This is a genomic window from Pyxidicoccus trucidator, from assembly GCF_010894435.1.
Classification (GTDB): Bacteria; Myxococcota; Myxococcia; order Myxococcales; family Myxococcaceae; genus Myxococcus; species Myxococcus trucidator.
In genome coordinates, this window is the sequence record NZ_JAAIXZ010000005.1 from 570,574 (window position 1) to 595,575 (window position 25,002).

The following is a 25,002-nucleotide window of genomic DNA, read 5'->3' on the forward strand; positions in this document are numbered from 1 at the left end:
TCGCCTGCTCTCCTGTCGTCCAGGCGCGAGGCCGATTTTCGGCCCTGGCGCTTAACTTGGGGCTCGGTCGCCCACGGCTATACTCCCACCCCCGAACACACCCATGCATCACACATTCCGCCGCATGGGGCCCAGTGAACTGCTGCCCCGGTACATTTTCGCGGAGAGCCTCTTCGCCCGTCGCCGGGTGCTGGAAGTCGACGCCGTCGCCTCGACGGGCGGCGAGAGCGCGCGCTTCCTCGTCGAGCGCGGCGCGCGCGCCGTGGTGTCGTGCGACGCGGACGTGACGGCGGTGGAGGCGGCGCAGAAGGCCCACGGGGGCCCGGCGCTGCGCTTCCGTGCCAACGTCTACGACGACTTCGAGTCCGGCAGCTTCGACGTGGTGCTGGTGGCGGACCTGGCGCCGTACGTGAAGGCTCCGGAGCTGCTGGCGGAGCTGGCGCGGCTGGTGACGAAGCAGGGCTACCTCCTGGGCGGCCTGCGCAACGTGGCGGGGCTCGCGCTGCCGCAGTTGCTGGAGCCCGAGGAGGGCGTGCCGCCCACGTACGGGCTGCTGCTCGACGCGCTCTCCGTCCACTTCCCTCATGTGGCGGTGGCCACGCAGTCGCCGGTGCTGGGCTACCAGCTCGCGTTCGAGAACGGCGAGGGGCTCCAGGTCGACGGCACGCTGGTGAATGGCAGCGAGGCCGCCTACTTCCTGGTGGTGGCAGGGCAGGAGCCGTCGCGGGTGGTGGACCCCACGTGGGTGCAGCTGCCGCCGGAGCCGCTGGCCTTCACCCGCGGGAAGCTGGACGAGGTGGTGGCGCGCGCGAAGTCCTGGGAGGACCGCAGCGCCCGGCTGAAGGAGTCGCTGACGAAGCTCCGCGCGGAGCTGACGGACCGCGAGGCGGAGGCGGCGTCGCTGCGGCCGGCGTTGGAAGTGGCTCGGGACTCGGTGGCGCGGCTCACCGCGCAGCTGGAACTGGCGCGCGGCACGCAGGAGTCGCAGCGTGAGCGAGATGACCTGTCCGGGAAGCTGCGCCGACGCGAGCTGGAGTTGCAGGTGGCGCAGGAGCGGCTGGCGGACGCGGACCGTCGGCTCGCGGCGCAGCGGCTGGAGGTGGAAGCCGCGCAGCGCGCCCAGGCGGACGCGGGGGTGCAGGTGCTGGCCGCGCAGGAAGCCCTGCGGCTGGAGCGGGCCCGGCGCGAGGAGACTGTCGCCTCCCTGGACGAGGCCCGGGAGCGGCTGACCCAGGCCTACGCGCAGGTGCGCGAGGTGCAGGACGAGCTGTCCACGCTGCGCATCGACCGCGAGAAGGACCGGCTGGCGGCGGAGCGCGCCGTCGAGCTGTCCGAGGACCGGCGCAAGGCGGCGGAGGCCGCGCGCGAGCGGGAGCTGCGCATCGCCGAGCAGTACTCGGCGGCGCTCGCGGCCGTGGAGCACCTGAAGGCCGAGGCGACGCGGGCGGAGGAGCTGTCTCGCGACTCGGGCACGGCGGTGGCGGTGAAGGAGGCCGAGCTGGCGCGCGTGGCGCGTGAGCTGGTGGACGCGAAGCAGCGGACCGCGTCGGCCGAAGGCGCGCGCAAGGACGCGGAGGCGCGGCTGGAGGCGCTCCAGTCCGAAGGGCGTGGGCTGGAGACGGAGCTGACCGCGTCGCGCGAGGCCGAGGCCCGGCTGCGCGGCGAGGTGGAGACGCTGACGCGCGGCGAGGCGGCGGCGCGGGCCACGGCGGCACAACTGGAGGAGTCGCTCCACGAGGCCAGTCAGCGACTGACGGCGCTGGAGGCGGAGCGCGCGCGGACCGAGGAGCGGCTCGGGCAGGCGCTGGAGACCGAGCGGGCGGAGCTGCGGGAGCGGCTGGCCTCGCAGGAGCAGGCGCTGGAAGAGGCGCGTGCCAGGGCGGAGGCGCTGGCCGGGAAGGTCCGTGACGAGACAGCGGCGCGGGCGGACAGCGAGGCCCAGCGGCTGGAGTTGGAGGAGGAGCGCCAGGCACTCGTCCGACGCGTGGTGGAGCTGGAGGCGGAGGCTTCCGCACGTGCTCGGACGCAGCGGGAGGAGATGGAGCTGGCGCTCCAGGCCGCGCGGACGGAGCTGGAGGCGCGGACGTCGCAGGTGCGCGGCGAGCTGGACGAGGAGCGGCAGGCGCGCGTCTCTGTAGAGGAGGCGCTGCGGCTGGCTCGCGAGCAGCTGGAGGATGCGGCCCGGCGGCTGTCCGAGGCCGAGTCCACCCTGGCTCGCACCCGGGAGTCGCTGGACGCCGAGGTGCTGCGGCGCACCGAGCTGGAGTCGGCGCTGGCCGAGGCTCGCGCCACGCTGGAGTCCGAGCGCGAGGGGCGGGAGCAGTCCGGCTCCGCGCTGGAGGCCTTGCGCTCCAAGCTGGACGCGGAGCACGCGCAGCGCGGCGGGGCGGAGAAGGCACTCGCGGAGACCCGCGCGGGGCTGGACGAGGCGCGACTGGCGCTCGCCGAGGCTCGCGAGGCGCTGGCCACCGAGCAGGAGCGGCGCGCGCGGTGGGAGGCGGCGCTCGCGGACGCGCAGGCGCAGCTCCAAGAGGAGGGGCAGCGGCGCGCCCAGGCGGAGGCGGCGCTTCAGGCTGAAGGCGCTCAGCGCACCCGGGCGGAGGCGGCGCTCGAAGAGGCGCAGGCCCGGCTCCAGGAGGAAGCGCAGCGGAACACGCAGGCCGAGTCGGCGCTGGCGGAGACCCAGGCACGGCTTCTGGAGGAGGCGCGGCAGCGCGCCCTGGCCGAGGCCTCGGCGGCGGAGGTGCAGGCGCGCCTTCAGCAGGAGGCGCAGCAGCGCGTTCAGCTGGGAGCCGCATCCGCGGAGGTCGAAGTCCGGCTCGAGCAGGAGGCGCGGCAGCGGGCCCAGGCGGAGGCCTCGGCGGTGGAGGTGCAGGCCCGGCTCCAGCAGGAGGCGCAGCTTCGCACCCAGGCGGAGGCCGCGGCGGCCGAGCTCGAGGCGCAGCACGCTCAGGCGGAAGCGGCGCTGTCGGAAGCGCGGACCCGACTGGAGGCCGAGGCGCAGCAGCGCTCACGGCTGGAGTCGGCGCTCGTCGACGAAGAGGCGCAGCGGGCTCGGGCGGAGGCTTCGCTGGTCGAGGCCCGGGAGGAGCTGGTCTCCTCTCGCGAGCGGCTGGAGGCCCGGTCTCAAGCGGCCCTGACCGAAGCTCGGGACGCGCTGGCCACGGAGCGCGAGCAGCGTGAGCGGGTGGAGGCGGAGCTCACCTCGATGCGGGAGCGCGCCTTTGGCGCGGACGAGGTCGTCACCCGACTCCAGGCTGAGGCAACCTCGGAGCGCGAGGGCCGTGTCCGGGCGCAGGCTGCGCGTGCGGAGGCTCAGGATGCGCTCGAGACCGAGCGCGAGGAGCGCGCCCGGGTCGATGCGGCGCTCGCGGCGGCGCATGCGGAGCTCCAGGGAGAGCGCGAGGCCCGGAGCGGGCTGGACGCGGCGCTCACCCTGGCCCGGACCCAGCTGGAGGCGGAGCGCGAGGAGCGCACCCGGCTCGATGAGGCGCTCGTCAAGGCTCGCGCGGAGCTGGAGGCCGAGCGACAGGGACGCAGCGAAGGCGAAGCGGGTCAGGCGCAGCTGCGCACGAAGCTGGAGGCCGAGCAGCTCGCTCGCGCCGAGGCGGAGGCCACGCTGGCCGAGGTCCGCGCGCGGCTCGACACCGAGCAGGAGGCTCGCGCGGAGGCTGTTGGCGCACTGGAGACGCTGCGTGCCGAGAGCGCCGCCCGGGAGCTGGCGCGGCAGGAGCGCCTGGACGCCGCCGAGCGCGTCATGGCCGAGCAGCAGCGCGTCCTGGAAGAGGAGCGCGCCGCCGCCACGGCTCGGGAGCAGGAGCTGCGGGCCCTGGTGGCGCGGCTGGAGTCGGAGCGTTCCTCGGTGGAGGAGGGTGCGAAGGCCCGGCACTCGGAGCTGGAGGCCCGGCTCGCGGAGACCCAGGACGCGGAGACTGCTCGTCGTGTCGCGCTGGAGCAGTCCCTCACCGAGATGGAGGCTGCACGGCGCGCGGCGGAGGCCCTGGTCTCCGAGCGCGACTGGTCCCTCCAGGAGTTGCAGGCGCAGGTGGCCCGGCTCCGGGAGCAGGCAGGGGAGGGTGAGAACGAGGTCCGCCGCCTGACGGAGGCCGCCGAGGCTCGCGAGCTGGCGCTGGCCGGGGCTCGCGAGGCCCTGGCGCGGCAGGAAGCGGTGTCGCGCACGAAGCTGGACTCGCTCGAAGCCGAGGTCGAGGAGGCGCTCATCCGGGTGGAGCGGCAGCAGCGTGCCCTGGACACCCAGAGCGCCGAGCGCGCCCGCGAGCAGGAAGAGGCCCGCCTCGCCCTGGAGACCGCGCAGCAGGAGTTGATGGCGCTGCGCGCGGAAGCGTCACACATGGGCGCCGCGCGGCAGGAAATCATGCGCCTGAGCGCGGAGCATCAGCGCGCCATGGCCGCCCTCCACGAGCGGGGCATGCACCTTGCCCGGCTCGATGCGGAGCTGGTGGATGCACGCGAGCGGCTCGCGGCGCAGCGGGAGAACGCCGAGCTGCTCATGGTGCAGCTCGAGACGGCGCGGCGCTTCGCGGGCAAGGCCACCGCGATGGAGAGCTCGCTGGAGGCCGAGCGCGCCGCACTGGAGACCTTGAAGTCCGAGCTGGCGCACGCCACCGAGCTGGCGCAGTCCGAGCAGGAGCGCGCGACCTCGCTGGAGGCCCGCCTCGCGGAGGCCACCGACGGGTTGAGCGCCGCGCGGGCGGAGCTGGACTCGCGCCTGGCGGAGAGCACCGCCGTCGTCGAGTCGCAGCGCGCCGAGCTGGAGGCGCGGAACGCGGACCTCTCCCGTTTCGAGGCTCGGCAGGCGGAGCTGGAAGCAGGGCTCGCGGACGCCTCGGCTCGCTTGGAGGCCCAGCGCGTCGAGCTGGAGGCGCGGCTGGCGGAGCTCTCCGCGCGGCATGAGGCAGAGCGCTCCGAGCTGGAGGCACGGCTCGCGGACGTCACGGCTCAGGCCGAGGCGCAGTGCGCCGAGTTGAAGGAGCGGCTCGCCGACCTCACAGCCCAGGCCGAGGTGCAGCGCACCGAGCTGGAGGCCCGGCTCGCCGAAGGCTCCGCGCAGTCGGATGCCCAGCGCTCCGAGCTGTCGGCACGACTCACCGAAGTCACTGCTCACGCCGAAGCGCTGGAGGCCCAACTCACGGAGGCCACCGCCCGCTTCGAGGCGCAGCGCACCGAGCTGGAGTCGCGGCTCGCGGAGGTCACCACCCGCGCCGACGCGGACAGGGCCACCGTGGAGCAGCAGCTCGCCGAGGCCACCGCGCGTGCCGAGGCCGAGAAGTCCGAGCTGGCCTCCCGCCTCGCCGCGCTGGAGTCCTCCGCCTCCGAGAACGCCACCGCCCTCCAGTCCGCGACGGAGCGCCTCAGCCGCGCCGAGGCCGAGCGCACCAGCGTCGCCTCCGAGCGCGAGCGCCTCCAGTCGGACCTGACGGTCGCCCGCGCGGCCCGCGTCCGCCTCGAAGGCCGCATCGCCGCCATCGAGACGACGTCCACCGACGCCGTGCGCATCCTCGACACCGAGCGCGTCGAGCGCGAGCGCCTCACCCAGGCCCTGGAAGAAGCCCGCCAGCAGCTCCAGAAGCGCGAGGGCAGCTCCGCGGACCGCCTCAAGACGCTCCTCACCGAAGTCACCGCCCTCAAGGAGCAGGTGGTCGCCCTGGGCGCGGAGAAGCAGACCCTCCTGGAGGACCGCGCCGAGCGTGGCCGCCTGGAGACCCGCGTGCGCGAGCAGCAGGCCCGCCTGGACTCCCTGGACGCCGAGCGCACGGAACTCCTCAAGGCCGTGGAGGAGCTCAAGTCCTCCGCCCAGCCCGAGGCCGTGCTGGAGATGGCCGCGGAGATGGAGCAGCTCCAGACGGTGGTGGAGGACCTCCAGAAGAAGCTCGCCGCCCAGGAGACGGAGCTGGGGGCGCTGCGTCGTCAGGCGGCCCGTGCCGGTGCCAACCCCGTCCAGGAAATCTACGAGCGCGCCAACGCCGAGCTGAACGCGGTGAAGAACGAGCTGTCCCGACGCACCCCGCCCGCGCCCGGGGCGCCCGGGGGCACGGCCGGCCGCCTGCCCACCATTCCCCAGGCCAGGCCGGGCCGCACCGCCATGCCCGCGCTCGACCTGCCGCCCCCAACAATTCCGAAGAAGCCGGACGAGCACGAGTGACGGCTCGCGGCTAGGATTGCGCCCGTGGACGCTCGCGAGCGCATCTTCAAGTATCAGGGGCTGGGCAACGACTTCGTCATCCTGGACCGTCGTCGCACCGGCGTGGACATCGACGCCGACACGTCGCGGTGGATGTGCGACCGTCGCCTGGGCATCGGCGCGGACGGCGTGCTCGCCCTCCTGCCCTCGCAGCACGGCGTGGCCCGCATGGTGGTGCACAACGCCGACGGCAGCATCGCGGAGATGTGCGGCAACGGCCTGCGCTGCGCGGTGAAGTACCTGGTGGACTACTCCGACGACAGCCCCGGCCGCCTCGACGTGGAGACGGGGGCGGGCGTGCTCTCCTGCATCCCCGGCTATGGCGACGGCGGCGTCATCGGCGTGGACATCTCCATGGGCCCCGCGCGCCTGGTCGCTCCCAACCTGCCCTCGGGCACCATCGGCAAGCCCTTCCTCGACCTGCCCCTGCCCGGCCACCCCGAGCTGCGCGGCTGGGCGGTGAGCATGGGCAATCCGCACCTCGTCCTCCTGGACCAGCCGCTGGAGGCCGCGCCCCGCCTGGGCCCCGAACTGGAGCGCCACCCGTCTTTCCCCGACCGCACCAACGTGGAGTTCGTCCGTGTGGAATCGGATGGCCTCACGGTAGTGGTCTGGGAGCGCGGGTGTGGGCTGACACAGGCCTGCGGCACCGGCGCGTGCGCGTCCGCGGTGGCGGCGGTGCTGGCGAAGCGGCTTCCCCAGGATGCCTGGCTGAGAGTCACGCTGCCGGGCGGAGACCTGCGCATCCGCGTGCCCGGCGACCTGTCCGACATCCGCCTCCGTGGTCCCGTGGCCTTCGTCTTCGAGGGCGTTGTCGCGCTTCCCTCGCCTCGGTAACCTCTCGCGTTCCTCCCCCCTCGCCCCCAGGTCAGAACGCGCCGTGGCCGGACCCATCCTCGTTGTCGACGACGACCAGTTCTTCCGGCAAATCGCCAGCGACATGCTCACGCGCAACGGGCACCGCGTGGTGGCCGTGGAGAACGCCACGGAGGCGCTCGCGGAAGCGGCCCGCACGGCCTTCGACCTCGTCATCACCGACGTGGTGATGCCCGGCGTGGATGGCTTCGCGCTCACCGCGCGCCTGCGCGAGAGGGACCCGGACCAGGAGGTCATCCTCGTCAGCCAGCGCATGGACGTGCGGGGCTCGGAGATGGCGCTGCGCTCGGGCGCGGCGGACTGCCTGACGAAGCCGGTGGACGAGCACGACATGCTGCTGGCGGTGGACCGCGCCCTGGAGCGCGCCAACCTCCGCCGCGAGCGCACGCAGCTCCGCGACGAGAACGTGGAGTTCGCCCGCTTCCACAACCTGCAGCAGCGCTGCCTGGAGCTGCTGTCCCATCCGGACCTGGAGTGGCTCCAGGAGCGCATCATCGCGGAGCTGGGCGCCGTCTGTGACGCGCAGAGCGCCGCGCTGTGGGTGATGGACGACCGGGGCGACCTGGTGCTGCGCGCGTACCGCGGCCTGCTCGACAAGCAGTTCCTCGCCGAGAAGATGAACCCGGAGGGGCCGCTCGCCGGCCGCCTGCGCGAGGCCCAGCCCTGGCTCGCTCGCGATGAGCGCTCGGCGGTGATGTACGTGCCGCTGCTGGCCTCGGGGGAAATCGTCGGTCTGGCGCAGCTGTCGGACCCGCTGGCGGGGGACTTCCGGTCCGAGCACTCGCGGGACGCCAAGGTGCTCGCGGACTTCGCCGCGGTGGGCGTGAAGAACGGCCGGCGGATGCTCGCGCTCCAGCGGCTGGGCCTGAGAGACCGCGAGACGGCGGCGTACAACCTCAGCTACTTCACCGACTACGCGTCCAAGGAAATCTACAAGGCGCGCCGCTACGGGCGGACGTTCTCGCTGCTGACCTTCTCCATCGACAACCTGCCGCTGGTGCGCGTGCGACAGGGGGCGGCGGACGCGAAGAAGGCGGTGCGCGGCATCATCCGGGCGCTCAGCAAAATCATCCGCGACTCGGACGTCATCGCGAAGGCGAGCGACCAGGAGTTCTACCTGCTGCTGCCGGAGACGGACTTCTTCGGCGCGCTGATGTTCGTGCGCCGCGCGGTGGCGGCGGTGCGCGACGAGCCCGAGGTGCAGGACGTGGAGCAGCGCCTGCCGCTGGCGCTGGTGGGCGGGGCCAGCACCTTCCCCAAGGACGGTGAGGACTTCGACGAGCTGGTCCACCGCTGCCGCCGCCGCATGGACGAGCGGCGCGCGTCCCTCCAGCGCCGGTTGATGCTGGACGGGCTGCCCTTCTGGGACGAGGTGGACCTGCTCCTGGGCACGCCGACGAGCCCCAAGCTGCCGGTGGACGAGCGCTCCGAGCCCAGCCGCCGGGGCAAGGTCTCCGACGTGCTCTTCGACGAGCTCCAGGCGGAGATTGCCCGCGAGCTGATGAGAGACCCGGGCTCGCGCGGCATCCTCTACGTGGGCGGGCCGGAGATTCGCACGGACCTGCCCATCGCCGCGGGGCTGGAGTCGGCGCCGCCGGACATGGCGTCGCGCATCTACCTGCTGGGCCGCCGCGTGGACCTGGAGTCCCACCCCGCGCTGACGCCCGTGTTCCTGGAGGGCGACGACCGCGTCACGCGGCACGAGTTCATCCTCTGGCTCTCCGAGAACGCCGCGTATGCGCTCATCCAGCGGCGCGGGCTCGGGGCGACGTGGGGCTTCCACACCTCGGACACCGCGGTGGTGGACGGGCTCATCTCCAAGCTGCAGGCCGAGTACGACCTGCAGCCCTACTGAGTCGATTCGGAGCACCTACCGTGGCCCAGGTCCGGAAGATCCTCATCGCCGACCCCGACCTCGAGTCCGTGCGTTCGCTATCGCGCGCGCTGCGCACCAAGGGCTACCAGGTGCACTACGCGCCGGATGGCTCGCGCGCGCTGGAGGTGGCCGTGCTGCGCCACCCGGACCTCACGCTGTTCGACGAGGGCTGCCGGCTGCTGGACGCGCGCACGTTCATCCAGATTCTGCGCACCAACCCGCGCACCGAGGACATCCCGGTGGTGCTGACCACCTCGAGCTTCGACTCGGACCGGCAGCGCGGCCTGCGGGACGGCTACCTGCGCAAGCCCTTCAACCTGGACGAGGTGCTCAGCCGCATCGAGCACATCTTCCGGCGCAGCGAGGCGGCCAAGGACCTCAAGAGCGAGCAGCAGGAAATCGAAGGCTCGCTCAGCCAGCTCAGCATTCCAGACCTGATGCAGCTGCTGGGCATGAACAAGCGCAGCGGCCGGCTCGCGCTGGAGCGCGGCAATGACCGGGGAGAAATCACCGTCGTCGACGGCCGCCCGGCGAACGCGAAGCTGGGGCGCGTGGAAGGGGAGAAGGCGCTGTTCCGCCTGCTGGCGTGGGCGGATGGCACCTTCACCTTCACGCCGGGGACGAACTCGGTGCGGCCCCGCATCAACCGGGGCATGGACGACGCGCTGCTGGAGGGCATGCGGCAGTCGGACGAGGTGACGCGGCTGATGCCCGGCCTCCCTCCGCGCCACACGCGGCTGATGCTGGCGCCGGACGTGGACCTGTCCCAGGACCAGCACCCGGTGACGGCGCAGGTGGTGGACCTGCTGCGCCAGCCTCGCGCGCTGGGCGAGGTGCTGGACCTGGCGCCGGCCACGGACCTGGAAGTGCTGAGCGTGCTGTCCGCGCTGATGCAGCGGGGCGTGGCCCGGGCGGCGGAGGCGGACGGGACGGAGACGAGCAGCAGCGAGCTGCTGGGCGCGGCGGAGGTCCACGCGCTGCGCGGGCGGATTCTCCGGACGCGGGCTCCGGCGAAGGTGGCCACCGCGAAGGTCTTCGTCTGCGGCAGCGGCGCGGCGGCGGCGCGTCGGGTGCTGGCGCGGCTGCCCGGCATGGAGGCGCTGTCCGCCGAGCCCACCGCGGTGAAGAGCGGCTTCGGCACGCTGGGCCGGCTGGTGCTGAGCGAGGTGCTGCGCCTGGACTTCTGCGTGCTGCCCCCGGCGGAGGCGGCCCGTCCCCTGTGGCGCCCGTTCACCGCGGGCTGCGTGGGGGCGCTGCTGCTGGACGTGTCCGAGCCCGCCGTGCGGCTCGCGCACTACCTGGCGTGGGAGGTGCGCATGCCGGTGGTGGTGGTGGGCGCGGAAGTCCCGGCGCCGCTGCAGGGGGCGCCCGCGGGCGCGTCGGGCGTGAATGACGACCTGTCCGAGGCGCTGCGTGCGCTGCTCGTCCAGGCGCTCAACCCCGCGCCCACGCTGCCCGGGGTGACGCAGGCCCAGCGGCTCACCGCCTCGGCGGTGTAGCCGCGCCTACCAGTACCGGCGCGGAGGCGGAGCGGGAGGAGGCGGCGCCGCGGGCAGGGGCTCGAGCATGCCGAGCTTCAGCAGGCGATCGACGGCCGACTTGACCTCCTTGGCGGTGGTGCCACAGGCCTCCAGGCTGCGCGTCGCCTCGGCCACCGTCTTCTCGCCCGCAACGAACTCCACGAGGAAGAGGCCGTCGTCGGCCGCGAGGCCGAGGGACGTGCCCCACGTGGCGCGGGCCGCGTCGAACTGCGCACGCCCGGTGCCGCTCTTGGCCGCTTCAATCATGGCCGCGTACGACGTCGCGGCTTCAGTGCCCTTCGGCGACAGGCGGAACTTCTGCGCACGCCCGAACCGGACCTTCTCTGACTCGTCACTCATACCGCACCCTCGATGACAGGCTGCCCCATCCGCTTGAGCCAGCGCACATGGCTCTTCAATGCCGCTCCCACGCTCGTGTTCGCCCGGTAGTTCACGCCGTGCTCCCGGCACGTGTCCTCGACGATGCGTGAGAGTGCCGGGTAGTGCAGGTGGCACACCCGGGGGAAGAGGTGGTGTACCACCTGGAAGTTGAGCCCGCCGAGATACCAGCTCACCAGCGGGTTGCCCCGCGCGAAATCGACCGTCGACTGGACCTGATGCGCCGCCCAGTCGTGCTGGAACGTGGGGCTGTTCGCCGGCACCTGCGTGAAGGTGGCCTCCTCCACGCAGTGTGCGAGCTGGAACACCGTCGCCAGCGTCAGGCCCAGCACGAAGGCGGTGAGCGCGTACGCGAGCGCCACCTGCCAGACGGGGTGGAAGTACAGCGGCACCGCGAGCGTCCAGCCGTAGAACACGGCCTTCCCCGCGATGATGCCGACGAGCTTCCGCCCCGACGGACGCGGCATCTTCTGCTGGCCGATGCGCCCGGTGGCGAGGTCCTTGAAGTCGTCGATGAAGTGCCACTTTATCGAGAGCAGCCCGTAGAGCACCCAGATGTACAGGTGCTGGAAGCGGTGGGCCGCATGCCGCTGCTGACCGGGAGCAATCCGGCACAGGGGCTGGATGTCGATGTCCTCATCCAGGCCGACCACGTTGGTGTGGCTGTGATGGAAGATGTTGTGCTTCCAGTTCCACACGTAGGAAGAGCCGCCGATGGCGTCCAGCGTCCACCCGATCACGCGGTTGACGCCTCGCCGGCTCGAGTAGCTGCCGTGGTTGGCGTCGTGCTGGACGCTGAAGCCGATGCCGGCGATGGCCAGGCCGAGCGAGACGCAGCCCGCCATGGTGCCCCACACGCCCGACGAGCCGAAGACGACCCAGGCGTAGGAGGCTGCGAACCAGGCGAGGATGATGGCCGTCTTGGCGTACATGCCGGGGAGGTCCCGAGGGGAGCGCCCGCTTGCTCCCAGGTACTGCTCCACCCGGGCCTTGAGGTCCTGATGAAAGGGCCCGGACTCCAGGAACTTCGCCTTCGTCGCTTGCGACAACGTTCACCCGCTCTCACGCCACCGACGCCACCACCGCTGGAGCTGGAGGACGCGCTGGGGAAATCCCATCGCGACGCTCCTCTGCCTGGTGCCGAGGTCCTTCGTAACACATCGAGCGGCGCGGCTGTTCCGACCCGTGCTCAGGTGTCGCCGCTCCATGTTCCGGTGAGTCGGATGTGGCCCTTGCCGCTCTCGCTGCAGGTGGTGTCGAACGTGAGCCGCCACGTGGGGATTTCCGCGTTCCAGGTGACGGTGCCCGTCCACTGAGAGCAGCCGCCGGTGCGCTTCGTGGTGTTGAGCAACAACGTCACTCGCGCATCTGGCAGGTTGAAGACCTGACCCGGCGTGGCCTGGGACCTGTCCACGCTGACGTAGAGGTAGTCGAGCGCTTCAGGCGAGCACGCGAGCTCGGCGCCGCGGAAGAGGACCGTGGTGAAGTTCGTGTCCTCCGCGCAGCCCGAGGGCGGTGTGCAGAAGAGCTCTCCCGGGACATTGCCGGCGTAGTAGGTCCCGGTGCTGGCGGGGTTCGTGAAGCTCCACTGGCACACCGGCTTCGTGGGGCGGCAGCACGCGACGTCTCCGGGAACACAGGCGGTGGTGAAGCAGCCGGTGGGATTCGTCGCCGAGCCTCCCGCGCAGCGCGCCTCGCGCACGGCATCCGCGCCCGACTTCGTGCAGGCCCAGAGCGAGTTGTCCTCGCAGAAGAACGCGCCCGGCGTGCAGATGGGCGGACCCAGTGAGCCCGCGGGGCCCGGGTCTCCCTTGGGGCCCGCGGGCCCGGCGGGACCCTGGGGGCCTTGTGGACCCTGGGGGCCTCCCGCGGGTCCGGGTTGTCCCTGCGGCCCTGGCGGACCCTGCGGCCCTGGCGGACCGGCGGGGCCCTCCGAGCTACAGGCGACGAAGACACAGCACGACAGCAGGACGAGGACGGAACGGACTGTGCGCGACATGCGGCCCCCCTGGGCACAAAGGGGGACCGTACCCGCCAGTCTCCGGGAACTTCAATGGCTGCCACCGCGCCTGGTTCAGCGGGTGAGCATCACCAGGTTTCCATCCGGGTCCATGACATAGGCGATGCGCTCGCCCCAGACCTGGTCGGCGGGCTCGGTGACGATGGTTGCTCCGGCGGCGCGCAGCCGCTCGACGGTGGCATCCACATCGTCGACGTAGACGCACAATTCGATGCGGTGGCCCTGGGCCGGGCGCAGGCGCTGCCCATGGAGCGGTGGCGTGTCGGTGATGGCGCCGAGCCCCAGCTCCGACTCGCCCAGTCGCAGTGTGACGAAGACGGGCGGCCCCTCGGTAGGAAAGCGGAACGCCTCGGTGCCGCCGAGCAGGTCCCTGTAGAAGGAGAGCGCCTGGTCGAGGCTCTCGGTGGAGAGCATCGGGAACATGCGTCGGACCATTCGATTCACTCCTGTTCAGTCCAGCAGCCAGCGCATCGCCTCGGGGAGCCGGCGCTGCCAGTCTCGCTCATGGTGCTGGCCCCCGGGTTCCAGCACGAGGCGCACCTCGTGGTCGGCGTAGCCCAGGTGCTGGAGGTGACGGTGGAAGTCGCGCGTGGCCTCGCCGTAGCGCATGACGTAGCCCACGGGGTCCACTGTCTCGTCGTCGCCCGCGTCCAGGTAGATGCGCGACCACTTCCGGGTGTGGGAGTTCCACTCGGAGAAGAGCTGGTTCCAGCCCCACATCACCGAGGGAGACAGCGCGCCGACGCGGCCGAAGTGGTCCGGGTACCTCCAGCCGAGGTACAGCGACATGAGGCCGCCGAGTGACGCGCCCATGACGCCCGTCCACTCGGGCTCCGGGCGCGTGCGGTAGACGCGGTCGACGTAGGGCTTGAGCGTGTCGACGAGGAAGCGGACGAAGGGCCCGGCGCGGGCGGGGACGTTGCTGCGCGGCTCGGGCCACGGGGAGTACTCGGCGAGCCTGTCGTTCGTGGAGTCCACCGCGACGATGAGCCACGGGCCGATGCGGCCCTCGGAGACGAGACGCTCCATCGTGTGGTTCGCGCACCAGGTGTCGAAGAGGGCGGACTCGGGGTGGGCGAAGACGTTCTGCCCGTCGTGCATGTAGAGGACGGGGAAGCGCTCACCCGGCGCGGAGTCGTAGGCGTCCGGCGTGTAGATGCGGACGGTGCGGGTGCGCCCCTCCTGGGGCGAGGCGAAGTCTCGGATGATGTGGACGTGTCCCATGGGCTCCGGCGGGGTGGCGGCGGGGCGGAAGATAGAATGCCGCCTCCGAACCCCGCCAGCCTGGATGCCATCCCGCGCCACGGAACATCAGCCAGATGGCTCATGCCCCGACGTCACGTCTTGAGCAGGTCGTTCTCCATGGCGAACAGCGCCGCCGCGGCTCGCGTGGACACGCCGAGCTTGTCGTAGATGTGCAGCGTGTGGTGCTGCACGGTGCGAGCGGAGATGGACAGCTTCTGCGCCACCTCCTTGTTCGAGCACCCCTGCGCCACCAGTCGCAGCACCTCCACCTCCCGGTCACTCAGCCCGGCGGGCCAGGCGCCCCGCTTCCGGCGAGCCCGGTGTCCCGCCGCTTCGAGCACCGCGCGCGCGGCCTCTCCGTCCAGCCGCCGCGCGGAGACTTCCGCCTCCAGGTTCCGCGCCGCCTCGTCGGCAGTGCGTGCCGGGCGGTGGGGGCGCGCCTCCGTCATCGCGTGGTAGCTGTCCGCCGCCGCGAGGATGCGCGCGGGCAACCCCAGCATCGCGGCCGGCACGTTGCGGTGATAGCCCGAGCCATCCAGCCGTTCATGGTGCGCGCCCGCGAGGGCTCCCAGCGGTGCCAGCAGGGGAGAGCGCGCCAGCACCCGCTCCGTGTAGTGCGGGTGCAGCCGGACACGCTCCCACTCCGCCGCGCTCAGCGGACCCGGCTTGTCCCAGAGATTGGTGGGCACGCTCACCATGCCCAGGTCATGGAGCAGCCCCGCCCGGCGCAGCATCGTGCAGGTGGCCGCATCCAGTCCGGCGGCCCGGCCCGCGGCCTCCGAGAGCGCCGCCACGCCCGAGGAATGTCCCAGCGTGTAGGTCGACTTCAGGTCCACGAAGTCCGCGAAGGCACGCGCCACGTCCTCCAGCCGCGCCGCGTCCTCGGGAGGCCTCCGGCCCGGCTCGGCGGCCAGTACCGCGTCCCAGACCGAGGGCGCGTCCAGCCTGACCAGCAGCGCCGGCGCACATCGGTCGAAGGTGCGCGCCACTCGTGGGTCGAAGTGACTGCCACTGCGCTTGCGCACCATTTCACGGGCCGCGCTCGCTCCGCCAAGCCGGTGATGGACCTCCGCCGCGCAGGCCACGTGCAGGACGCGCGCGACGAAGGACAGCGCTTCGCCCTCGCGGGCGCCCGGGGCTCCCTTCCCATCCCAGCGCTCGTAGAGCTGTCCGAGTGCCTCCGTCACTCCCGCTCCCATGCCCAGCCTCGCGGCGAGACGGACGGCGACTTCGCAGGTGCTGCGTGCCATGGCGCCATAGGCGCGCTTCGCACCAACCAGGGTTCCGGCCACCACGCGGGTCCGCTTCAGTGGGCCCAGCCCCTTGCCCAACCTCATGAGGGTGGCGGGGAGCAACTCGGCGTTCCGGCCGAAGTCCACGGGCGAGTAGAGCTGCTTGGCGGCGATGTCGTCTCCCATCGCGGCGGCTTCCTCGGGGGCAAAGGCGGTGCAGCCCACGTAGCGAAGCATCCCCGCGTCATAGGCGTCGGAGACCTCCTGCTCGCTGCCTCCCGCCTCGCGCGCCAGCTCCACCGCGAGCAGGCAGGTGCGCAGCGCCGTCTCCATCGGGTTGCCGTTCGCCAGGTCCGTGGCCAGCGAGAGGGCACCCAATACCTCGGCGAGCCGGAGCGTCTGGGGCAGGGAAGGCACGCCCCGAGTATCGCCTTGAATCACGGGGGAGGGGCGACCAGACCCCGGGCCGCACGTGTATCTGGCAGGACAAGGCCCCCTCGCATCACGGATGCACACAGGCCGTGCGATGTAGGCTCGACAGAGGTATCAAGGCCCGACGCATGCCCACGAAGCACACGCTCTCAGCCGACATGTCGACGCCTCCCGGCCGGGACCCGGCCCGGCGGTCGCCGACCGTGCGCACCGTGCCGACGCTGACCATCGTCGCCCATCCCCAGCTCCAGCGCGTGGGCGACCGACTGCTGCTGGAGTCGCTGGCCACCGATGGCAAGCCCGCGGCCCTGTCCCGCAACGCCCCGGACTTCTCGCGGCCCGGCGGCCTGCTCGCCCTCCCTCTGGGAGACCCGTTCATCAGCCGCACCCCCGTGCAGTTCGAGCCCGGGCCCGAGGAAGGGGTGCGGCTGCGGGTGCCCGAGGACGCGACCCAGGTGCGCGTGGCCACCGAGCCCCTCATCGGCCGCCGCGACTTCACTCGCGAGGAGCTGGCCGCGGGCGTGCCGCTGGTGCTCGCCGAGCGCGTGGTGCTGCTGCTCCACCTCACGTCGCCCACTCAAGACTCCGGCCCCGAGGACCTGGGCATCGTGGGGCAGGGTGAGGGCATCCGTCATGTGCGTGAGGACATTGCCCGCGTGGCGGACCTGGACGTCCCCGTGCTCATCCGGGGCGAGACGGGCACCGGCAAGGAGCTGGTGGCGCGCGCCATCCACGAGCGCGGAGCCCGCCGTGCGGGCCCCTTCGTCAGCGTCAACCTGGGCGCGCTCGCCAAGGAGCTGGTCTCCGCCGAGCTGTTCGGCGTCGAGCGCGGCGCGTACACCGGCGCCGTCAAGGACCGCGAGGGCTTCTTCCGCGCCGCCCAGGGCGGCACCCTCTTCCTCGACGAGGTGGGCGAGGCCCCGGCCGAGGTGCAGACCGCGTTGCTGCGCGTGCTCGAGACGGGCGAGGTCTACCCGGTGGGCGGCCACACCCCGGTGCCCGTCGACGTGCGGCTGGTCTCCGCCACCGACGCCGAGCTGGAGGCGCGCATCGAGGAACGACAATTCCGGGCGCCGCTGCTGCACCGGCTGGCCGGCTATGAAATCCACGTGCCGCCGCTGCGCGCGCGCCGCGAGGACATCTCCCCGCTGTTCCTCCACTTCGCCCGCCAGGAGCTGGAGGCCACGGGCGAGGCCGGGCGGCTGTCCTCCTCGGAGCCGCGCGCCGAGCCCTGGCTGACCGCCGCCCTCGCCGTGCGCCTCATTCGCTACGCGTGGCCCGGCAACGTGCGCCAGCTGCGCAATGTCGCCCGACAGCTCGTCATCGGCAGCCGGGGCCTGTCCCGCCTGCGCGTCGACACCCGGCTGGAGCAGCTGCTGGATGTCGAGGCCCTGCCCGTGCCCGGACGCGCCTCGGCTCCGACGGAGGCCCCGGCCCCGGACGGCACCGAGCCGAAGGGCTCCCGGCGCAAGCCCGCCGAGGTGGGCGAGCAGGAATTGCTGGAGGCCCTGCGCGCCTGCTCCTGGGACCTCAAGGCCACCGCGGACTGGCTGGGCATTCCCCGCCCCTCCGTCTACGTGCTCATCGACAAGAGCTCCCTGCTGCGCACCGCGCGGGACTTGAGCCCGGAGGAAATCACCCGCTGCTTCCACGAGTGTGAGGGAGACCTGGACAAGATGGTGCAGCGGCTGGAGGTCTCCAAGCGTGCGCTTCAGCGCCGGGTGCGCGAGCTGGGCCTGGGGGCGTGACACGTCAGGAGCGGCTTTGACGCGCCGCTGACGTGTTCACCGGGGCGCTGGCGTGGCAGGTTGCAGGTGAACCCAGAGCGAAGCCGCGCCTGGAGCCGCTGGTACGGGGACTGCAATCTCGCGCTGGCAACGTTCTTCAACACCCCCAAGCGGGGAGGAGCCACGGCCCATGGCCAGCATCACCGTTACCATCTTCAGCAATGACGACATCCGCTACTCGCCGAGCTCGGTGGTTCGCCACGGGGACACGGTGACGTTCGCGCTCCACGACATTCCCGGGGAGGTCGACGTGGCTTTCGACGCGGGCAGCTGCCTCACCCCGCCAGGGCCCTACACGCTGAATGGCCACTCCCTGCTGACGTCGTCCTCCCAGCAGACCGTGACCCTGACCGCGGACGCGCACCGGTACGCCTTCACCGTGACCATCCCCGGCGGCACCGAGGAGAGCAGGAAGCGCGGAGAGCATGAGACGAAGAAGGGCGGCCTCGACGTGACGACCGACCCTCCGGAAGACCCCAAGGACGCGAAGTAGTCGCAGCCGCGCCGCTCAAGGCGTGGAAGGGCCGGCCATCCGCTCTCGCGACGCGGAGAGCAGGTCCTTCCACGCGGGCGCGAGGTGCGGGTTGGACGCGAGTGCTTCCTCCAGCTCCTCCCGCGCCTCGTTGGAGGCGAGGGCGTCCGCCAGCGACAGCCGCATGCTGGCGCGAAGCACCCGGGCCCGCGCCCACCGGGGCCGGGCGGACAGGACGTGCTCGGCCAGCGTCAGGCCCTGCGTCAACGCCCCGCTCGGGTCGTCTCCCTGTCGCGCCTTCCACGCCGCCCACTCGCGCTGGAGGTGCCCGGCGGCCAGCCAGTACTCGAGCTTCCCGGGCGCCAGCTCCAGCGCCTTCGTGAAGGCCGCCGCTGCTTCCTCGAAGTCCGCGCTCCGGGCCTGTTCCCGCCGCGCAAGCCAGCGGGCCCGCACGGCGCGCGCCTCACCGAGGTATCGCCACGTGGCGCCCAGGCGGGGGTTGAGCCCCTGCGCGCGCGTCAGCGCCTCCTCGGCCCGGGCCACGTCCTTCCGCACGTCTCTTCCGTCCTCCAGCGTCCACGTCGCCGTCAGCGTGTGCACCCGGGCGGCGTTCACCCAGAGGTCCGCGTCCTCGGGGAGGAACTGGAGCGCCTGGTGGTACGCGTCCAGGGCAGCGCGGGCGCTCGGGCCCGGGTCTACCCTCCGCGCGAGCTGGTGCGCGGCGCGCAGGGCCCACACCTCGCCCAGGTTGTTGTAGGCGTAGCCCTGCTGGGGCGCCACCGTCCGGGCCTGCTCGAAGGCCCGCTGGGACGCGGCGAGCAGGGGCTCGGGGGCTCCGCCTTCCTCCCAGCGCTGCTCCGCCTGCCACAGCAGCGCCACGCCCACGCCGTTGTGGAGCTGCGGCAGCTCGGCGTTGATGGCCAGCCCCTGGCGGTAGAGCGCGAGGGCCCGCTCCATGTCCGGGCCGCCGTCCTCGCCACGGTCCAGCCGCCAGCGGGCGAGCTGCTCGGAGAGGTCCGCGGCCTGGTAGCAGGCCACGACGTTCCGGGGGTTGAGGCTCAGGGCCTTCTCCAGCGCGCTCCGGGCCGCTTCCAGGTCCCCCGCCGCGTCCGGCGCGCGAGGCTGCGCGGCCCGCAGGGCCAGGGATTTACCCAGGTTGATCCACGCATCCGCCTGCTGCTCGCGCAGGTGGATGGCCGCGCGGTAGGCGGCGATGGCCTTCTCCAGGTGCGCGAGCGCATCCTCGCCGTGCTCGGCCTCGTAGTCGGCCCAGACCTGGTACGTGAGGCCGAGGTTGGTGTGGAAGGCATAGTCGCGGTCCCCGGGCAGGACGCGCTCGAAGGACTCGATGGACAGCCGGAGCTGCTCGCGCGGGTCCTGTCCGAGCCGCTGCTGGTGGCGCGCCCTCTGGCGGTAGGCGATGGCCAGCTCCAGCAGCGGGGCAGACTCCCCCGGCGGCGCGAGCGCCCGTGCGGCGAGCGCGGCGTCGATGGCCTTCTGGTTCAGCGCCTCCACGTCCTGGCTCCCCTTCCGGGCCCGCTGCTCCGCGAGCCGGCGGTGGAGCCGCGCGAGGACGACATGCGCCCGGAAGTCATCCGGCGCGGCGGCGAGCGCGCGCGTCAGGGTCTCCACGCCGCGCTCGTAGTGGGGCAGCACGTTGCCCGCGCCGTACAGCTCCATGACGAACGCGGCCAGCTCCAGCCGGCCCAGCGAGTAGTGCGTGGAGGGCTGGCTGTCGGCGGTGCCGATGGCGATGGCATAGGCCGCGCGGCCCGCGTCCAGGTCCGCCTGCGAGCCGGCGGCATCACCCTGGTGCCAGCGCTGCGTGGCCCTCGCCAACAGGACGTCGCCCCGCAGCAGCGGCGCCTCGTAGAACCAGGGCTGCGCGCGGCCCATCGCCTCCAGGTGCGCCAGCGACGTGTCGTGGTGGCCCTCGTAGAAGGCGAACAGCGCCCGTACATATAAAGGAGGGGCGGGGACGTCGGGGCCCTCGGCCTGCCGGAGGTACGCGAGGGCCGGGTCCCGGTAGCGCTGCTCCAGCTCGCGGCGGCGGGCCTCGCGCTGCTCGGGGCTGCGGCGCTCCACGTCCAGCAGCAACTGCTCGCGGTACAGGTCGCCCAGCACCAGCGCCAGCGCCCACGCCACACGGGGCTCGCGGTAGCCGCGCTCCCAGGCGGCCTCGAGCCGTGCCCGCGCGCCCTCCCGGTCCTCCAGGGCGAGCAGCGCGCGGCCCAGGGCGTACTGGCCGGGGCCCGCGGCCCGGGGGCCCGCCTGGCGCACCTCGGCCTCCAGCGCCTCCATGTTCTCTCGCAGCGCCCGCCGGTCCTCGCGCGTGTCGTGCAGCGGCGACAGCGCGGAGTAGCGCGCCGAGGCCTCGATTCGCTCCACCCGCTCGGTGAAGCGGCGGACGAGCTGCTCGCGCTCCGCCACCTCCGCGCGCGCCAGCACGGCCTGCCCCAGCGCCAGCGTCACCACCGTCAGCGCGGCGGTGCCCAGCGCCAGCACGGCGCGGTGCTTGCGGGCCTTCTTGCGCAGCCGGTAGCCGAGGCCGCGGCGCGCCAGCACCGGCTCTCCCTCCAGGAACCGGTCCAGGTCCTCCACCAGCGCGCGCGCCGAGTCGTAGCGGGCCGGGCGCTCCTTCTCCAGGCACTTGAGGACGATGGCCTCCAGGTCCTCGGGGATGTTCGCGTCCAGCGCGCGCGGCGGGCGGGGCTCCTCCGTCTGGAGCCGGGTGAGGATTTCCTTCTCCGTGGCCCCGGTGAAGGGCGGCCGGCCGGTGAGCAGCAGGTAGAGCGTGGCGCCCAGCGCGTAGACGTCCACGCGCCGGTCCAACCGGGACGCGTCGCCGCGGGCCTGCTCCGGCGACATGTAGTGGGGCGTGCCCAGCACCGCGTGCGAGGACGCGCCATCGTCCCGGCCCTCGCGCGCCAGGCCGAAGTCCATGACGAAGGGCGTGAGCCCGCCTTCCTCGGTGCGCTCCACCAGGATGTTGCCGGGCTTGATGTCGCGGTGGATGAGGCCGGCGCGGTGGGCCGCGTGGACGCCCTCGGCGGCCTGGCGCAGCGCGAGCACCTTCTGCTCCAGCGTCAGCGTGTCCGCGAGCTGGCCCAGCGTCTGCCCGTCCACGTACCGCATGGCGATGTAGCCGCGGCCGCGCACCTCGCCGACCTCGTACACCTCGCACACGCGCTCATGCCGCACCCGGGCCTGGGCGCGGGCCTCGGAGAGGAAGCGGCGGGCCTGGTCCGGGTCCGCGCCGCGCACGAACTTCAGCGCCACGTTGCGGCGCAGCAGCGGGTCATACGCCAGGAACACCTGCCCCATGCCGCCCTGGCCGAGGAAGCGCACGGGCTGGTAGCGGTCCCAGTCGGGCACGGGGAAGTCGGGCGTCCCGGACGCGGGCACCTCCCCCGAGCGTCCCGGGGTGGGCGGCGTCAGGGTGTCGGCTTCCACGGGCTGGGCGCCTCTGGGCGTCGAGGCCTCCCCGGACAGCTCCTCACGCAGGTAGGTGAAGGTATCCTCGGTGAGGCGGCCCCGCTCCCGCAGGAGCTGCAGGGGGCCCCGCTCCAGGCGGAGCGCTTCCTCGCGCAGGGCCGCCGCCTCCTCGTGGGAGAGCAGCCCTTCATCGAGGGCGAGGAGGAGCTCCTCCTCATAAAGCTCAATCTTTCGGCCTACCGCGTGCACCGGGGCAGCATACGGGCTGCCCCGGTGTCGCGGGAGGCCCGCCGGGAGGTCCGGGGCCCAGGGGGAGTAGGGCCCGGTGAGGGGAAGTGGACCTCCCGGCGGCTTCAACTACTTGCGGTCCCCGGCCCGGCGGCTCCGCCGACGGAGACCGAGCAGGCCGAGGAGCGCCAGTCCGGACGAGGCCGGCGCCGTGCTGCAGCCGCCACCCGCGAAGGCGCGCGTGACTTGCACCGTCCACGTGTGCACGGCGGGCGAGGCGTCCACGTTGCCCGCCTCGTCCACGGCGCGCACGCGCAGGGTGTGCTCGCCCGGCCCGACGTCGTAGCTGTCCCGGCAGGGGACGAAGTCACGACCGTCCAGGCTGCACTCGTAGCGAACGTTGTTCTCGGTGGACGAGTACTCGAAGGCGGCGTCCTCTTCGTCGGTGCTGACTTCCGGGCCGCGCGGGATGCGGGTGTCCGGGACCTGGGTGTCGATGGTGAACGTGTCCGTGGGCGAGGCCGGGCTCGTGTTGCCGGCCGCGTCGGTGGACGTGGCCGTCACGGTGTGCGGCCCGTCGGCGAGCGGCGTCGTGGGCACGCAGCTCCAGGTACCGGTGTCGCTGGCGACGGCCGTGCACAGCACCGTCCCACCCTCGCGCACCGTCACCGTGCTGCCCGGCTCCGCCGTGCCCGTCAGCGTCGGCGACGGGTTGGAGAGCACGGAGCCCTGGGCGGGGCCGGTGATGACCGGAGCGGCGGGCGGTGTGGTGTCGGGCAGCTCGACGGTGCAGGTCGCGGAGCAGCCGTCACCCGAGGTGGTGTTGCCGTCGTCGCACGCCTCGGAGTCCGCCTTGACGCCGTCGCCGCACGTCACCGCGCACACCGAGGGGGTGCCGGAGCAGCTGTAGCCCGACTCGATGGCGCAGGCCGCGGAGCAGCCGTCACCCGAGGTGGTGTCACCGTCGTCGCAGGCCTCGCCGGGGTTCAGCGCGCCGTTGCCGCAGCCAACGGCCACCGCGCAGGTGTCGCTCACGGGGTTGCAGTAGCCGGTGTCGCAGACGCCGGACGCCATGCAGGTCTGGCCCACCTCCAGCAGGCAGCGCGGCGAGCACGTGTCACCGCCCGACAGGTTGCCGTCGTCGCACACCTCGGTGCCGGCGACGATGCCGTCACCGCAGGAGGTGCGGCAGACGCTGGGGGCGCCGCTGCACGCGTAGCCGCTCTCCACGGCGCAGGTGGCGCTGCAGCCATCGCCGTTGGAGGTGTTGTCGTCGTCGCAGCTCTCGCCAGCGTCCACGGTGCCGTTGCCGCAGGTGTTGAAGCACACGTTTCCGGGGGCGGGGCAGCTCCAGCCCGTCTCCACGGTGCAGGTGGCGTTGCAGCCGTCGCCCGCGGTCCTGTTGCCGTCGTCGCAGCGCTCGGCACCGGCGGTGATGCCGTCGCCGCAGAGGGTGACACAGGTGCTGGGAGCGCCCGAGCAGCTGTAGCCCGTCTCGACGCGGCAGCCCGGCGAGCAGCCGTCCGCCGCCTGCGTGTTGCCGTCGTCGCACGTCTCGCTCGTGTCCAGCGTGCCGTTGCCGCACGACTGGGTGCACACGGACGGGCCGTTGGCGGGGGTGCTGCACGCGTAGCCGGCCTCGACGCGGCACTCGGTGCCGCAGCCGTCCAGCGAGTTCAGGTTGCCGTCATCGCACTGCTCGCCGGGGTTCACCGTCCCGTTGCCGCACGTCTGCGCGCAGGCCTGGCCCGGGGTGGGGCAGGCGTAGCCCAGCTCCAGGGTGCAGGCGTTGGAGCAGCCGTCGTTCAGCCGGGTGTTGCCGTCGTCGCACAGCTCGCCCGAGTCCAGGCGGCTGTTGCCGCACAGGGGGGCGCAGGTGGACGGGGCGCCCGAGCACTCGTAGCCGCGCTCGAGGCGGCACGCCGCGGAGCAGCCGTCCGAGTCACGCGTGTTGCCGTCGTCGCACAGCTCGCCGGCGTTGATGATGCCGTTGCCGCACGTCTGCACGCAGGCCTGGCCCGGGGTGGGGCAGGCGTGGCCGGCCTCCACGCGGCAGCTCGCGTTGCAGCCGTCGCCCGCGGTGCCGTTGCCGTCGTCGCACTGCTCGCCCGGGTTGAGCGAGCCGTTGCCGCACGTCTGGGCGCAGCTGCTGGGCTGGCCGGTGCAGCCGTAGCCCGGCTCGATGCCGCAGCTCGCGCTGCAGCCGTCGCCATTCTGGGTGTCGCCGTCGTCGCAGTCCTCGCGCAGGGAGATGACGCCGTCGCCGCAGCGGTCGTCGTACGCGTCCACGAACAGGTAGCGGAACGCGTTGGGCTCGGTGGCCTCGTTCTCGTTGCACAGCTCGATGCGGTTGAGGCCCGGGCGCCAGGGGGCGGTGATACCGAACTCGCGGAAGATGTTCTTCTGCCAGGGCTGGCCGCCCGGGTCATTCACCGTGGTGGGCGTGACGGCCGTCCCGTTCACCCGCGCGCTGTCGAAGGCGTTGTCGTTGAAGGTGGCCAGGCGCAGGCGGAACTGGGCGATGTTGGTCGTCGAGGGGACGATGAAGTCCTGGTACACGCAGACAGGGGCCCCCAGGGGCGCCGCCATGTAGCGCGCCGTCTGGATTTCCTGCGGCCAGTCCGAGGCGGCGCGCACGCCGGTGGCCGCCCCCGTGTTGGTGCCCGCGTAGAACCAGTGCGGGTCCGCGCCGGACTCCAGCCGGCGGTTGTTCTGGTCCACGCCGGTGTTGAACACCGCGACACCCGCCCTCACGCAGCGGCTGGGGTTGCCCGCGCAGGCGAAGCCGGGCTCCACCTCGCACTGGCGGCTGCAGCCGTCGCCCTCGAAGCGGTTGCCGTCGTCACAGATTTCCTGGTCGAAGTTCGGGAACGGGCGGTTGTTGAAGACGCCGTTGCCGCACAGCGACAAATCACAGCTCGCCGAGCAGCCGTTGGCGCCCGCCGCGGTATCACCGTCGTCGCAGGCCTCGCCGACGTTGATGACGTTGTTGCCGCACAGGCTGGCCAGCGAGCAGGCACGGCCGGGCACGTGACAGAGGTAGCCGGACTCGATGAGGCCGGCGGCCGAACAGCCGTCGCCCGAAACGGTGTTGCCGTCGTCACATTCCTCGCCGGGCTGGAGCCGTCCGTCGCCCACGACTTCGGACGACTGGCTCGCCAGCACGGGGTTGGGGGTTGTCAGGGAGGGCTGCGAGACGTCTGCCTCGCAGCCAGTCAGGGTGGACACGAGCGCGAGCGCCAGTGCCGCCGCCTTCAAGATGACACGCGTATTCATGG

The 25,002-nt window shown here is 72.6% G+C and carries 14 protein-coding genes; 6 read left to right on the plus strand and 8 right to left on the minus strand.

What is annotated here, in order from left to right:
* Nucleotides 1-103: 103 nt before the first annotated feature.
* Genes G4D85_RS18210 through G4D85_RS18225 form a run of 4 tightly spaced genes read left to right on the plus strand, consistent with a single transcriptional unit; the run spans nt 104 to nt 10,453 of the window.
* On the plus strand, nt 104-6,163 hold the full coding sequence (locus G4D85_RS18210; protein ID WP_164013545.1) for a methyltransferase domain-containing protein: 6,060 nt from the start codon (nt 104-106) through the stop codon (nt 6,161-6,163).
* A 24-nt stretch (nt 6,164-6,187) separates the two neighbouring features.
* Complete coding sequence (dapF, locus tag G4D85_RS18215) at nt 6,188-7,039, plus strand: diaminopimelate epimerase (protein WP_164013548.1); 852 nt, start codon at nt 6,188-6,190, stop codon at nt 7,037-7,039.
* 43 nt (nt 7,040-7,082) lie between these two features.
* The gene (locus G4D85_RS18220) at nt 7,083-8,933 is read left to right on the plus strand and encodes a GGDEF domain-containing response regulator (RefSeq protein WP_164013550.1); all 1,851 of its coding nucleotides are present in this window, start codon (nt 7,083-7,085) and stop codon (nt 8,931-8,933) included.
* 20 nt (nt 8,934-8,953) lie between these two features.
* A complete protein-coding gene (locus G4D85_RS18225; RefSeq protein ID WP_164013551.1) occupies nt 8,954-10,453 on the plus strand; it encodes a DUF4388 domain-containing protein in 1,500 nt (499 codons plus the stop codon).
* Nucleotides 10,454-10,459: 6 nt separating this feature from the next.
* Here G4D85_RS18225 and G4D85_RS18230 read toward each other — a convergent pair whose 3' ends face one another.
* From G4D85_RS18230 to G4D85_RS18255, 6 genes are all read right to left on the minus strand, one after another.
* Nucleotides 10,460-10,834: a hypothetical protein gene (locus G4D85_RS18230; protein ID WP_164013553.1), complete on the minus strand. Its 375-nt coding sequence runs from the start codon at nt 10,832-10,834 to the stop codon at nt 10,460-10,462.
* Nucleotides 10,831-11,922, minus strand: coding sequence for a fatty acid desaturase family protein (locus G4D85_RS18235; protein WP_240359352.1), 1,092 nt, complete (start codon nt 11,920-11,922; stop codon nt 10,831-10,833). Before G4D85_RS18235 ends, G4D85_RS18230 begins: the two co-directional genes overlap by 4 nt.
* Before the next feature lie 140 nt (nt 11,923-12,062).
* A complete protein-coding gene (locus G4D85_RS18240) occupies nt 12,063-12,872 on the minus strand; it encodes a collagen-like protein (RefSeq protein WP_164013555.1) in 810 nt (269 codons plus the stop codon).
* Between the two features lie 75 nt (nt 12,873-12,947).
* Nucleotides 12,948-13,328, minus strand: coding sequence for a VOC family protein (locus G4D85_RS18245; RefSeq protein ID WP_240359353.1), 381 nt, complete (start codon nt 13,326-13,328; stop codon nt 12,948-12,950).
* A 15-nt stretch (nt 13,329-13,343) separates the two neighbouring features.
* Nucleotides 13,344-14,117 (minus strand): alpha/beta hydrolase, encoded by a 774-nt coding sequence (locus G4D85_RS18250; RefSeq protein ID WP_164013557.1) that lies wholly within the window; start codon nt 14,115-14,117, stop codon nt 13,344-13,346.
* A 113-nt stretch (nt 14,118-14,230) separates the two neighbouring features.
* A complete protein-coding gene (locus tag G4D85_RS18255; RefSeq protein WP_205525593.1) occupies nt 14,231-15,787 on the minus strand; it encodes an HD domain-containing phosphohydrolase in 1,557 nt (518 codons plus the stop codon).
* A gap of 143 nt (nt 15,788-15,930) precedes the next feature.
* On the opposite strand from G4D85_RS18255, the gene G4D85_RS18260 reads away from it, so the two are divergent.
* Together G4D85_RS18260 and G4D85_RS18265 are read left to right on the plus strand one after the other, a co-directional pair.
* Nucleotides 15,931-17,550, plus strand: coding sequence for a sigma 54-interacting transcriptional regulator (locus G4D85_RS18260; RefSeq protein WP_420821710.1), 1,620 nt, complete (start codon nt 15,931-15,933; stop codon nt 17,548-17,550).
* A 169-nt stretch (nt 17,551-17,719) separates the two neighbouring features.
* Nucleotides 17,720-18,082: a hypothetical protein gene (locus G4D85_RS18265; protein ID WP_164013561.1), complete on the plus strand. Its 363-nt coding sequence runs from the start codon at nt 17,720-17,722 to the stop codon at nt 18,080-18,082.
* A 15-nt stretch (nt 18,083-18,097) separates the two neighbouring features.
* Here G4D85_RS18265 and G4D85_RS18270 read toward each other — a convergent pair whose 3' ends face one another.
* Together G4D85_RS18270 and G4D85_RS18275 are read right to left on the minus strand one after the other, a co-directional pair.
* Nucleotides 18,098-21,745: a serine/threonine-protein kinase gene (locus tag G4D85_RS18270; RefSeq protein WP_164013564.1), complete on the minus strand. Its 3,648-nt coding sequence runs from the start codon at nt 21,743-21,745 to the stop codon at nt 18,098-18,100.
* A 108-nt stretch (nt 21,746-21,853) separates the two neighbouring features.
* Nucleotides 21,854-25,000 (minus strand): DUF4215 domain-containing protein, encoded by a 3,147-nt coding sequence (locus G4D85_RS18275; protein WP_164013566.1) that lies wholly within the window; start codon nt 24,998-25,000, stop codon nt 21,854-21,856.
* Nucleotides 25,001-25,002 lie beyond the last annotated feature (2 nt).

Excerpts from the sequence above, each read along its gene's own strand:
- G4D85_RS18265 (WP_164013561.1), top strand. The coding sequence starts at position 17,720 with ATGGCCAGCATCACCGTTACCATCTTCAGCAATGACGACATCCGCTAC.
- G4D85_RS18260 (WP_420821710.1), top strand. The coding sequence starts at position 15,931 with ATGCCCACGAAGCACACGCTCTCAGCCGACATGTCGACGCCTCCCGGC.
- G4D85_RS18240 (WP_164013555.1), bottom strand. The coding sequence starts at position 12,872 with ATGTCGCGCACAGTCCGTTCCGTCCTCGTCCTGCTGTCGTGCTGTGTC.
- G4D85_RS18250 (WP_164013557.1), bottom strand. The coding sequence starts at position 14,117 with ATGGGACACGTCCACATCATCCGAGACTTCGCCTCGCCCCAGGAGGGG.
- G4D85_RS18245 (WP_240359353.1), bottom strand. The coding sequence starts at position 13,328 with ATGGTCCGACGCATGTTCCCGATGCTCTCCACCGAGAGCCTCGACCAG.
- G4D85_RS18275 (WP_164013566.1), bottom strand. The coding sequence starts at position 25,000 with ATGAATACGCGTGTCATCTTGAAGGCGGCGGCACTGGCGCTCGCGCTC.
- G4D85_RS18210 (WP_164013545.1), top strand. The coding sequence starts at position 104 with ATGCATCACACATTCCGCCGCATGGGGCCCAGTGAACTGCTGCCCCGG.
- G4D85_RS18230 (WP_164013553.1), bottom strand. The coding sequence starts at position 10,834 with ATGAGTGACGAGTCAGAGAAGGTCCGGTTCGGGCGTGCGCAGAAGTTC.